Raw genomic sequence first — 11,782 nt, forward strand, 5'->3', positions numbered from 1 at the left:
GCAACCCGCCTCCCTCTCCCAACCTGCCCCCCATAGCGCCGCCGACGACGCGCCCAGCCATGACCTGGTCTACGGCCCCGACGATCGCCCCGCGCCTCCCGTCGCCTTCGTCGCCGCGCTGCAGCACCTGCTGGCCATCCTGGTCCCCATCGTCACCCCCGGCCTCTTGATCTGCCAGGCGCTTGGCGTCAGCTCCCGCGACACCACGCTGATTGTGTCCATGTCGCTGGTTATCTCGGGCATCGCCACCTACGTGCAATGCAAGCGCTTCGGCCCCCTGGGCGCGGGGCTGCTCATCGTGCAGGGCACCAGCTTCAACTTCGTCGGACCGCTGATCGCGGGCGGCTCGGTCATGGTCAAGCAAGGCACGCCGGTCGAAGCCGTCATGGCCGCGATCTTCGGCGTCGTCATCGCCGGCTCGTTCGTCGAAATGGGCATCAGCCGCATCCTGCCCTTCGTCAAACGCCTGATCACCCCGCTGGTCACCGGCATCGTCGTGCTGCTGATCGGCCTGACGCTGATCAAGGTCGGCCTGATCAGCATGGGCGGCGGCTTCGGCGCCATGGCCAACGGTACCTTCGCCAGCGCGGAAAACCTGACCCTGTCCGGCCTGGTCCTGGGCACCATCATCCTGCTGAACCGCGTGCCGGTCGTCTGGATCCGCAGCACCGCCCTGGTGCTGGCGCTGGCCGTCGGCTACATCGCCGCCGCCGCCATGGGCCGCCTGGACTTCACCGGCGCCCGCGAAGCCGCCCTGTTCCAGATCCCCGTGCCCCTGCACTTCGGCCTGGGCTTCTCGTGGGCGCTGTTCGTGCCGATGCTGATCATCTACCTGGTCACGTCCCTGGAAGCCATCGGCGACGTCACCGCCACCAGCAAAGTGTCCAAGCAGCCCGTCGAAGGCCCGCTGTGGATGCAGCGCATCAAGGGCGGCGTCCTGGTCAACGGCGCCAACTCGCTTCTGGCCGGCGTCTTCAACACCTTCCCCAGCTCGGTCTTCGCGCAAAACAACGGCGTGATCCAGTTGACCGGCATCGCCAGCCGCCACGTCGGCGTGTGGATCGCCGGCATGCTGATCCTGCTGGGCCTGTTCCCGGGCGTGGCAGGCGTGCTGCAAGCCGTGCCGGAACCCGTCCTGGGCGGCGCCGCCATGGTCATGTTCGGCGCCGTCGCCGCGTCCGGCATCAACATCCTGGCCGGCATCCACCTGGACCGCCGTGCGCTGTTGATCATCGCCGTGTCCCTGGCCCTGGGCCTGGGCGTGTCGCAAGTGCCGGAAATCCTGTCGCACCTGCCGCATGCGGTGAAGAGCGTGCTGGAATCGGGCGTCGCCACCGGGGGCATTTGTGCCCTGGTGATGAACTGGTTCCTGCCTGAAAAGAAGTAAGTCCTGGAAGGGGCCGATCGGGGTTGCCGCCTGCGGGTAGTGCCCGAATCGGCCTCGTCGGACGGCCCCGATCTCGGGCCACCTGACAATTTACGAAAGTCCGCATATAATCGCTGTCTTCGTTCTCCCGCAGCCGTCATCTGGACGTGTTCGCGACCCCCTTGCCCGGGTGGTGAAATTGGTAGACGCAGGGGACTCAAAATCCCCCGCCGCAAGGCGTGCCGGTTCGATTCCGGCCCCGGGCACCATCTAAAAATCCCTAGTGTTTACAAACATCTAGTGCGATTCGTTGTCTTGCTCCATCGTTCAATTCCCTCTCAGTGCTTGTGAGGCCGTCATTCCAAATGATGGGCTAGTCGCGTTCGTCCAGAACACTCCGAGCCAAACGCGACGTCGAGCACTAAGCTAGACGTGCCAGGAATTCACGCGGGCGTCCGGGCACAAAAGTGCAACTCGCCTTCGAGCGGTCTATCATCCGTTGCACCGACCTCTCCCAAGAAAGGCAGGAAATGGAACACGTCATTCAGCGACTGCGCCAGTTCCGCGACGAGCGAAACTGGCAGCAATTCCACAACCCTAAAGATCTGGCCGTGGCCCTCAGCATCGAGGCCAGCGAGCTGCTGGAAGTCTTCCTTTGGAAGGCCCCTGAAGCCGCCGACCCCGAGAAGGTGAAGGAAGAGCTTGCGGATGTCTTGGCCTATGCGTTGCTGTTGTCCGACGCGTACAACTTCGACATCGAGAAAATCATTCTAGAAAAAATCGAAAGAAATGAAGAAAAGTACCCGGTACACAAGGCAAAGGGAACCGCAAAAAAATACAACGAGCTATGAGTCAAGCACGCCGTTGGATGAATATCGCTATCGGGTAGTAGGCCAGTTTCTGGAGATGGTGAGCAATTGAGCTATTTGCAGATTACGTCCGAATGATCACGCGAGTTTCCCTCGACGTCAGCATTTTTGACACATCTAATGTGTAAATATTTGAGGAAGAGAACACATTCGTCGCGAAAGAGAAACGGAAGGAGAGGTGCCGGGTTGCAATTTGGTCGACTAAATTTTGTAGCCTGACGCCGTTATTCATTGGGATAACTGACAGCGAGACAGCGCAGAGAGAAGTTGGCATGCGAATCTACTAGTGGTTCGTTTTGATGGAAATGCGAAGTCAGGTTTTCTCTTCACAACGGATACCATATGTCGGTAATCCTCAATGTTTGGTACTCATTACTCCAGTCGGCGCAGACTGCTGCTGGCGGAGCAGGCCGGCGCGGCCGCCCGCTTTCGACCCATGGGAGATGTTGACCGAATCGCCAAGCGTTCATTCAGGCCATCTATCGTCCTGTGCGACCCGCTCATGATCTGACCTAGCAGTTCCTGAATCCGCACGACCGTGCGGCTGTAGTCAACAGGGCATTGGGCGGGCACGGCAACCATTGGAAATGGCGGAACCGCGAAGGATAATAGGTTCATGCAGAACTTTGCAGGAAACGGTTATGGGTGACAGAAATACTTCGCTGGTCAATACGGAGATTTCTCGCGCGGTTGCTCCGAAGGCCGCGCTTGAGCTCTATGAGCGACTTCTCGACAGCGGCGTCATCCTTCCCGAGCTTCGTGATGACCTGTCGCTGGGTGGGTTCGCCTTTCCGTTACGCGATGATTTTCGAGGGTTAGACGACCTTGAAGATTGGCGTTCTTCCGAGCAAGCGATGGATTCACACAGTCCCGGACATACATGTATCACTGCCATTGAAATCGGCGTGACGGGCTACCGGTGGCACATTGGCTTAACTGGTAGACCCGAACTGACGGTTCAACCTGGCAATAACGGTCTGTACATGAATTTCGATGGCGGCTTCAGTGTGAATTGCCCATTCTGCAGATCAGCTGTCAAGCTTGGCGCCGATGGAAGTGAAGGTTTGTATGAGGCCCTTAACGCATGGCATCAGAACCCAGAGTCTTCCTTGCTACGCTGCAGTTCATGTAACGCAACCGTGCCACTGTCTACATGGCAATCTGAAAATCAAGAATTTGCAGCAGGCCATCTCGCGATAACACTGTGGGGTGGGAACCTTCTGGGTCTTCTCTTTCGACCGTCTAGCGCATCGGCAAAGCGCTTGAGGGGTTTGTTTGCTGGGTCCAGCGGCATTGAACCGGCTTTGGTGTTTTGCCTTGTCTAAGCGCCAATCAGCTTAATTTTGCCAAGGTACATTTCACGAGTAAACGCTGATTGTTTGACGATCCGGGCACTATGGTAGAACGTCCCCTTCTGGCCGGTTGCAGACCTGGGTAGCCGTCCGCTTCCGACCCGACAGCGGACGTTCTGTCGGCGACCCTCTGTAACTTTTCCGGCGTGTTTGCGGTCTCCGTTTTGTGGCGACATTCATAGCCCGTCGATGCTGGCGGTTCACGCTACACCGGTGGCAGTCGGAGCACTCGGGCGCCAATCTTTTACATAGAGAACTTCATGGTCGCTGAGCTGAATGACACTAGTTCTTTGCAGGGTTTCGGCAGCAGCAGGCCCATATTTTTGGATCTCATCAATCGCAATGAACGATTGTTTTTGAACCTTTGCATACAGCTCGACGAGACGAGCAACGGAGTCATTCGAGATATTCTTGAAAAGAACGGAGTCATGCGCAATCGCAGGAAGCTTGGTCGCCCTGAAGACAGCCATGTCGAAAAGCACTAGCCCGAAGTAGGCTGTGCCCGTGCCAGTGTCCTCGAAAACCTCGAAGCTGTAGCTGGCATCGCCTAGCGATAGGTGCGGACTCTTGCGGAGATTGCCAACGGCTTCGCTTACGATCTCTCGCATACCATCGTTAACGCTGGTCTCGATGTCTGCAAGAATGCGTTGTTTCACCTCCGCCAGCTCCTCCTTCGCAGTTCGGAGCGCACTAACATGCGCTTGCTCGCGCTCATAACCCTCTGTGCTTGCTCGTGCGGTCTGCAGTGATGACGCGACTTTGTAAACATGGTCGACCAGTGACTCCGGCTGCTCGACAGACCCCAATGCGGTCGCCATTTCTGCGTCAATACCAGAAATGCTAATGTCGATCAGCCTCAATTCATCTTCTAATTGTTCCTTAGATGCTCTCAGCTGCTGTCTGAGGATATGCGCTACGCCATCATGAAACGCTTCGACCTCCGCTAATCTTTCGGTGTTGACTTCGGGGAAAAACCTTTCGAGGTCCCGGAAATTGCTGGCGCGGAGGGAGCGCTTTCCAGTGAGGTTCCGACCGACCCGTTGCAAGCGCCCGGCGATAGTCATTCGGCGCTGGAGCAAGATATCTTTGCGCTCCTTGAGCGTCAGAATTTCCTTGTTGATGACTGCACTCAGACTCGTCGCGTAGTTAGCCAAATTCTGCCGCACATCCTCCAGATCGCGTTCGAGGTCTGCGATTTGTACCTTAGCATGCGCATATCCGGTCTTAGTAACCTTCGGGATGAGCTGCTTGCTTGCCGCGGCTCTGATAACCTTTAGGTCTGTTTCGGCTGTCCGCGCTGCCCTGTCGCGTGCTTGAATTAAGTCGAACTTTCCATACGTTTTAACCAAGTTGTCGATGCAATCTTTGTCCCTCTGCTTGGGGAACGAATGCAACGGTTCGTCTGGTATCAAGTTGGTCTTGCCCCACACGCGCAAATGGAGTCCGACGGCAGCGCGAAAAGTCTGACCGGGCTGCGTGAGACCATATGCAAGCTTCAAGTGGGCGTTGAATTCGTCGAGCTGCATAGCCGACACCACGTTGTATTGAATGTCGCACGCGTACACGGTTTCGGGCGTGATAGTCTCGCGCCGGAAACGATGTAATTCGCCGTTGAACTTAAAGGCGTAGTCATAGTGGTGATGACCTAGTTCGGCGACGATGTCTCTATTCCATTCGAGTAGCGTCGAGCCGCCGAACACGAAGTCAACCAGCATTAGGAGCGTCGACTTGCCAATGGAATTTGTCGCATTGTCATCGCCCAGGACAACGTTTAAGCCTTCGTGAAAGCGGACAACCCGGGTGCGGAATTTTTCGCAGCGAATTTCATGCAGCATAAATAACCTTCTCCGCGTCGAAGTCGATAGTCAGACGGTTCAGCAAGAATAGGACGTCCAGCGTAAGCAGAAATTGATCTATGCTCTCGAACTTGTTTTCTACTTGCTCGAACAATTTCACCAAGAGAATTGGATCGGGGCCGGCTTCAAGCACAAGCGGAAGCTGTCCCAATACCGAGAGAGACAACGGAACTACTTTGTTGGGCGTAATCACTCGAAGACCTCGCAGTTCTGAATGAAGAAGGACGCCACAGCTTCAACTGACTCGAGTGTTGATGCCTTTGAGCGGACACGAATCCACGCGACCAGATTGGAAAACACCTCGGCTTGCGGCAGCCTCTGACGCTTTTGCATCACGTAGAACGATCTGACCTGAATGCAGATCTGCTCAGAACAACCCGGGTCACTACGCTCAAGTTCCAGAAATGCTGCCTGAACGTGCAGAAAGTAGTCTTCGACGGCATTACGTACCTTCTGCTTGGTGGGCGGCGGCATCGTCGCGTCCAACTTGTCATTGACCGACTTCGGCGTGAAAGAGAGGGCGCTACTACTGCCCTGATCCACCTCGGCGTCGTGCAAGTGAGCAATGACGGCGGCAATTTGCTGCTCGAGAGGATACTGCGACGCCAGCGATCGCTGACGTTCTTGCTGCAATGTATCGAACTTGAGTTGGTACAGATTGAGGTATTCGCCCGCGGTTCGAGGCTTGTCAAACCTTTCGTGGCAACTGACGCACAGAGGAATGATATTGTCCGGATCGTTGACGTCAACACATAGCCTCGGCGATTTGGCCAGTTCTATGATTTCCTCTGGACGCGGATTCAACGGGTAAATGTGCGCCAACTCGTACGCTTTGTGCTGTCGTTGACCCTTTCGGTAGAACAGAAAGCAATCGCAAAGCGGACAGCGACTATTGACTTGAGAGAGTAGGCCGGCGGTTTCCGCGTCGTTGTAGGCACGTCTGTTATTCGTCACAAAAGCCCTTTGCCGCGCTTCAATTTTAGGATCAGCGAAAGTGAGGACGAACCTCACAGCGGGTTATGCAGACGGGCATTATGGCCGAAAATGACTAAGTTCATGTTTTTTGTTACATGCAGGGATTATGCCGAATTGGACGCTAATGACGCCTTGTGGCCGAAATCCACCATTGACGAGCGCAGCATAAAAATCGCAAATTGCCAAATCGGGAAATAGATGTCCCCAATATTGACGAACTTGTGAAATAACCCGAAACTCAATCGCTGCGGCGTCTCGTCGCTTTGCTTATGCACGTCGTGTTGACAGTACTGATTTGCAAAGGAAGGGGCTGCGTAGTGATGTTGTGTGATCGGATTTCAAGCAAGACACTGGGTGCTTTTGGCATTTTTTCATTGACCCTGCTAGCTTCGGCCAGCACCCACGCTACGGAAGGCGCGCTTGGGCGCCAGGTCACTGGCACAACGGTGCAACCCAACATTGGCATTGTTTCTTCGGAGCCAATCACCGTCGTGAATCTGAGCCAGATCTACCTGGACGGAAAAATCAAGGGCGGGCGTGAAACCCCCATCGGTGGCAACACCACACTTGGCCTGGACGGGCAAGTCGCGTTCACGCTGGCCACCCTAATGAAGACCTGGGACACAGGCCCGGGGCGGTGGAATTTCGCCTCCAGCGTCACTGTGCCGTACATCTGGACCAAAGTAAGCGCCACCTTGACAGGCCCTCGCGGACGAGGGGGTGAGACCAGTGACACTGCGTCCAACCTGTTCGATCTGTACTTCACACCCATCATCGCCGGCTACCACTTCTCCAAGACTCAGCACATGTCGCTGAGCCTGAATGTTTGGGCTCCTACCGGTAAATATGACGAGAATTCGTTGGCCAATCCCAGCCTGAATAACTGGACGTTCGTTCCGCAGGTGGCCTACACCGGAATTTTCCCTGAATTGCAAATCCAGCTCGATGCGGTCAGCAGTCTTCAGTTCTACACACGCAATCGCGCCACGGACTATCGCAATGCGCCAATCTTCGGGTTGGATGTCATGGCGCGCAAGATGTTAGGCAACGGCGTCGGCGTGGGGTTGGTGGCTGGCACCCAGATACAGTTGGGCGATGACAATGGTCCGACCGCTGACCAACTCGACGGTTTTCGCGGCCGTGATTTCGCGCTTGGACCTATTCTGACCTATGACCGCAAGCTGGCCGACAAGCGATCGCTGTCACTCGCCCTACGCTGGGTGCCTACCGTTGCCAGTACACGCCGGCTAGATAGCGACGCCACATTCATGGCCAGCGCAACCCTTCTATTTTGACGGAGCTGTCACATGCGTATGCTTACGCTCGCAGGGCTGAGTCTGGCCGCAACACTGGCCTATGGGCAGTCCGCTGAAGATGCTAACAAGGCAAATAACCCGCTAAACCTGGCGCCGTCGCTGGGCATGCAGAATTACTACACGCCCAGGCTATTCGGCACGTCCGCTCACACCAATGACCTTTTGGTGCGTCCAACGCTTCCGATCGCGCCGGGTGACTGGATTGGTGTCCCGCAGATATTGCGCCCCACAGTTCCGCTGTCGACGCGGCCACAGGTAGATGGCAGCTATCGCACAGGGCTTGGCGACATCAGCGTGTTCGACATTTTTCTGCTCAAGCAGGGCGAGGTCGACCTAGGTGTCGGCCCGATGCTGACCATGCCCACCGCGACGGACAAAGAACTCGGCATGGGTAAGTGGTCGGGCGGGCTGGCGGCTGTAGCCGTGCACAGCAGCCCGCGAGGGCTGCTCGGCGGATTGGTTCAATGGCAGCACTCATTCGCAGGCCAGAGCAACCGCGATACCGTCCACACCGCGACGGTGCAACCTTTCGTCATCCACAACTTTCCGCAAGGCTGGTATTTGCGATCCACGGCAGTCTGGACCTTCGATTTGCAGCGGGACCAGTACTACATCCCGGTAGGTCTCGGTGCCGGGCGCGCCTGGCGTGTGGGCAAGACCATCGTCAATACGTTTGTGGAGCCGCAGTGGACCGTGGCACATCGGGGTGAAGGCTTGCCTCAATTCACGGTCTTTGCCGGTGTGAATTTCACTTTCGGACATTGAAAAGTAGCGCGGGCATGCCCCGCAACCGTCATTCTTTGTGGGAGCTTTCATGAGAATTGCCCGCCGTACGGCCTCGCTTGCTATTGCGACGACCGCCCTCGCTTCGCTCGTTGCATGTGGCGGCACGAAGCCGTCTGCCGCACAGTACAAAACGACGACGCCGATCCCACCTCAGATCCAAACCGCCAACCAGGCCGAAACGAGAATCGGGTCGCTGAAGTTCTTCGACGGCGTTCCGACACCCGAGACAGCTCAAAAAGTCTATGACAACCTCGATTTCCTGCGTGGCGTGGAGGCCTTTCTCAACGGTATCCCGGGCGCATCAATGGTTGCGATTCGGACCGGCCTGCGTGAAGTGGGCGCCACGGGCAGCACAGTAGGGGTTTTCGAATCGCTCATGGATTCGCGGTCGCTATTCCTGACCGCCAATACCGAGACCATTTATTTCTGGAACTGGATGGACCTGAAGAATGGTCCTGTCGTGGTGGAAACACCACCCAATATTCTTGGCGTAGTCGACGATTTCTGGTTCCGCTACGTGGCAGACCTAGGCAATGCCGGACCCGACAAGGGCAAGGGCGGCAAGTACTTGTTCGTGCCGCCGGGCTACGAAGGCGAACTGCCGGCCAAGGGCTACTTCATCGTGCGCACGCCCACATTCGGGAACTTACTGTTTGGCCGCGCTTTCATGAAGAACGGGGATCCGGCGCCGGGCGTACAGGCGCTTAAGGCTGGCCTGAAGGTGTATCCCCTTGCCGCGGCCAGCACACCCCCCAAGACTAAATTCATCAACCTGTCCGGGAAGGTGATGAACACCATCCACGCCAATGATTACACCTTTTTCGAAGAGGTGAATCAGATCATTCAGGAAGAGCCCGCCGGAGTATACGGACCCGACATGACCGGCCTGTATGCCGCAATCGGTATGCGCAAGGGCCAGCCCTTCGCGCCCGATGCCCGCCTGAAGGCGACGCTTACGGAAGCCGTCGTGGTTGGCAATGCGACCGCGCGTGCCATCGACTTCGCGAATCGCGATCCCGCCGTACTGATCTATCCTGACCGCCACTGGAACACGCCTTTCGTAGGCGGCAGCTATGAATGGCTGAACGATGGCGCGCGCAATTTCGACGCTCGCACCATGTTCTTTTATGCCGCCACCGTCGATACTCCTGCGATGGCAGTTGCCATGCCAGGCATCGGCTCGCAATATGCTGCGGCCAATTATGATGCCCAAGGCAAGCCATTTGACGGTGGCAAGACCTACGTGCTGCGAGTGCCCCCCAATGTGCCGGCTAAGGACTTCTGGTCGGTCGTGGTGTACGACACCCAGACGCGTTCGATGCTGCAAACCGACCAGCCTTTCCCCAGCCTGTCGAGCGAAAAGCAGCTCGATGTCAACGCGGACGGTTCAGTCGATGTGTACTTTGGCCCGCGCGCGCCAGCAGGCAAGGAGCGCAACTGGGTGCAGACAATTCCAGGTAAAAGCTGGCTGACGATTTTCCGTCTGTACGGCCCATTGCAGCCCTGGTTTGACAAGACTTGGAAGCTTAACGATATCGAGCCAATTGCTGCGCGCTAGCCCCGAAACCCGGCGCCGCACCGTCCGCGCCGGGTCCAACCCCGTCACGCCCAATCACATATACAGGATGCTCACCATGCGCCGCGTTTTAGTTTCCGGACTTGCAATGACCTGCATCGCGACTGCCAATGCGCAGCAGACACCCGCGTACAAGTTCGAGCGTGGCTACCCGACGTCCGCCACCTCACAGCACGTCCGATCCGATCAGTTGCTGCAGCGAGCACTGGTCGCCTATCGCTACTGGTATCCCACTGTGTCCATGGAGGGCGTCTTCAACGGCAACCGCGCCGTGGGTATTGAGGATGGTAAACAATGGGGCATCGCTGCCGCCGGCCCTCGCCAAGTCGGATTCACGCTTAATTCGGATACGCCTTATGGGTCGGCCGTAATCGACCTTTCGCGCGGACCGGTGGTGATTGAGTTGCCGCCCGGCCCGTACATCGGCCTGGTCAATGATCACAACCAGGGTTGGGTGCAGGACCTTGGCCTACCGGGACCCGATGCAGGCAAGGGCGGACGCCACCTCGTCGTGCCTGCCGGATATACGGACGCGTTGCCAGAGGGTTATCACGTCGGCCACTCTCCTTCGATAAAGAACCTGTTGGCGGTGCGAGCCATGCCGGTGGGCGGCGATGTGCCCAAGGCGTTGGAGGCACTGCGGGCCGTAAAGATCTATCCGCTCGCCACCGATGGCAAAGCCGGCCGGACACTCGACGCGGTAGATACGACGCAGATGTCGTTGGATAGTTCCTCGCTGAAATGGGAGGACAATTTCAAGTTCTGGGAAGTCTTGGACCGAGTTATTCAAGAAGAACCGGTTAACCCGGCCTCGCGTGACATGTACGGCTTGTTGGCTGAACTAGGTATAGAAAAGGGCAAGCCGTTCAAGCCCGATCTGAAGTCACGCGAGACGCTTACCCAAGCGGCAAAGCTCGGCCGTGACCAAATGATCGTGACCGCGTTTGACAGCGATCGCGGTGATCGCAAGGCGTGGCCTGACCGACATTGGGAATGGGTGGGCTTGGTACCTGGCAGCGTACAGTTCGAGACTCCGGCGGGAATTGATATGGATGCCCGGGATCGCTGGTTCGCGCAGGCCATCGTCACTTCACCCGCCATGTTCAAGCGCGATGCCGGCGCCGGTTCCTTGTACTGGCTCGGCGCGCGAGATGCGCAGGGCACCTACCTGGACGGTGGCAAGCAATACACGCTGAGCGTGCCACAACCCGTGCCGGGAAAGCTGTTTTGGTCCGTCACGGTCTATGACAGCAAGACGCGCTCTCAGGTGCAAACAGACCAGGGCAAGGCAGCACTGCGCTCGCTATTCGAACTGAAGGATGTGGATTCAAGCCAACCGCTCAAACTGTACTTCGGGCCGAAGGCGCCGGCGGGGCAGGAGAATCGATGGATCAAGACCAATCCGGGTCAGGGATGGTTTGCCTACATCCGGATTTATGGCCCCGAAACGGCGGCTTTTGATAAAAGCTGGAAGCCTGGCGACTTCGAGCAGCAGCGCCCCTAACTGTTGCTCCGAGTGACCTGCGTCGGTGCCTTCTATCGTGCAGGCTGCCGACGTAAGGCCTGCGATCAGGCTGAAGAGGATATAAAGGCAATTCGATTGAAAGGCAGCTTCTGGCCGACAAGCGACTGCTCGCCGGCCGGGATGCATCAAACCTCGGTTTGCTCTGCCATCTCAAGCGCATC

Annotated in this window: 10 protein-coding genes and 1 tRNA gene; 8 read left to right on the plus strand and 3 right to left on the minus strand. The window is 57.2% G+C overall.

Features of this window, described 5'->3' with window-relative positions:
• From CQ050_RS30340 to CQ050_RS30355, 4 genes are all read left to right on the plus strand, one after another.
• Positions 1–1,387: uracil-xanthine permease family protein (locus CQ050_RS30340; RefSeq protein ID WP_105560530.1), on the plus strand; the 1,387-nt coding region annotated here is incomplete at its 5' end.
• Between the two features lie 163 nt (positions 1,388–1,550).
• Positions 1,551–1,635: transfer RNA gene (locus CQ050_RS30345), tRNA-Leu, on the plus strand.
• Between the two features lie 225 nt (positions 1,636–1,860).
• On the plus strand, positions 1,861–2,217 hold the full coding sequence (locus CQ050_RS30350; RefSeq protein WP_255410210.1) for a nucleotide pyrophosphohydrolase: 357 nt from the start codon (positions 1,861–1,863) through the stop codon (positions 2,215–2,217).
• Between the two features lie 659 nt (positions 2,218–2,876).
• Positions 2,877–3,560, plus strand: coding sequence for a hypothetical protein (locus CQ050_RS30355; RefSeq protein WP_105560531.1), 684 nt, complete (start codon positions 2,877–2,879; stop codon positions 3,558–3,560).
• A 227-nt stretch (positions 3,561–3,787) separates the two neighbouring features.
• Here CQ050_RS30355 and CQ050_RS30360 read toward each other — a convergent pair whose 3' ends face one another.
• From CQ050_RS30360 to CQ050_RS30370, 3 genes are read right to left on the minus strand one after another with little or no spacing between them, the layout of a single operon-like run.
• Positions 3,788–5,422, minus strand: a complete 1,635-nt coding sequence (locus CQ050_RS30360; RefSeq protein ID WP_105560532.1) for a DUF2326 domain-containing protein — start codon at positions 5,420–5,422, stop codon at positions 3,788–3,790.
• Positions 5,412–5,636: an ABC-three component system middle component 7 gene (locus tag CQ050_RS30365; RefSeq protein WP_105560533.1), complete on the minus strand. Its 225-nt coding sequence runs from the start codon at positions 5,634–5,636 to the stop codon at positions 5,412–5,414. The genes CQ050_RS30360 and CQ050_RS30365 overlap by 11 nt, the downstream gene beginning before the upstream one ends.
• Positions 5,633–6,454, minus strand: a complete 822-nt coding sequence (locus tag CQ050_RS30370) for an ABC-three component system protein (protein WP_233214367.1) — start codon at positions 6,452–6,454, stop codon at positions 5,633–5,635. The genes CQ050_RS30365 and CQ050_RS30370 overlap by 4 nt, the downstream gene beginning before the upstream one ends.
• 338 nt (positions 6,455–6,792) lie before the next feature.
• Between CQ050_RS30370 and CQ050_RS30375 the strand changes: the two genes are divergently transcribed.
• From CQ050_RS30375 to CQ050_RS30390, 4 genes are all read left to right on the plus strand, one after another.
• The gene (locus CQ050_RS30375) at positions 6,793–7,713 is read left to right on the plus strand and encodes a transporter (RefSeq protein ID WP_233214368.1); all 921 of its coding nucleotides are present in this window, start codon (positions 6,793–6,795) and stop codon (positions 7,711–7,713) included.
• Positions 7,714–7,725: 12 nt separating this feature from the next.
• Complete coding sequence (locus CQ050_RS30380) at positions 7,726–8,499, plus strand: hypothetical protein (protein ID WP_105560534.1); 774 nt, start codon at positions 7,726–7,728, stop codon at positions 8,497–8,499.
• A 49-nt stretch (positions 8,500–8,548) separates the two neighbouring features.
• Positions 8,549–10,078 carry a DUF1254 domain-containing protein gene (locus CQ050_RS30385; protein WP_105560535.1) on the plus strand — a complete coding sequence of 510 codons (1,530 nt, stop codon included), beginning with the start codon at positions 8,549–8,551 and terminating at the stop codon, positions 10,076–10,078.
• A 76-nt stretch (positions 10,079–10,154) separates the two neighbouring features.
• Positions 10,155–11,600 (plus strand): DUF1254 domain-containing protein, encoded by a 1,446-nt coding sequence (locus CQ050_RS30390; RefSeq protein WP_199196968.1) that lies wholly within the window; start codon positions 10,155–10,157, stop codon positions 11,598–11,600.
• Positions 11,601–11,782 lie beyond the last annotated feature (182 nt).

The organism is Achromobacter sp. MYb9 (genome assembly GCF_002975275.1).
In the GTDB taxonomy this organism is placed as follows: domain Bacteria; phylum Pseudomonadota; class Gammaproteobacteria; order Burkholderiales; family Burkholderiaceae_B; genus Achromobacter.

Coding starts and splice junctions, on each gene's coding strand:
- CQ050_RS30355 (WP_105560531.1), top strand. CDS start 2,877: ATGGGTGACAGAAATACTTCGCTGGTCAATACGGAGATTTCTCGCGCG.
- CQ050_RS30360 (WP_105560532.1), bottom strand. CDS start 5,422: ATGCTGCATGAAATTCGCTGCGAAAAATTCCGCACCCGGGTTGTCCGC.
- CQ050_RS30380 (WP_105560534.1), top strand. CDS start 7,726: ATGCGTATGCTTACGCTCGCAGGGCTGAGTCTGGCCGCAACACTGGCC.
- CQ050_RS30385 (WP_105560535.1), top strand. CDS start 8,549: ATGAGAATTGCCCGCCGTACGGCCTCGCTTGCTATTGCGACGACCGCC.
- CQ050_RS30390 (WP_199196968.1), top strand. CDS start 10,155: ATGCGCCGCGTTTTAGTTTCCGGACTTGCAATGACCTGCATCGCGACT.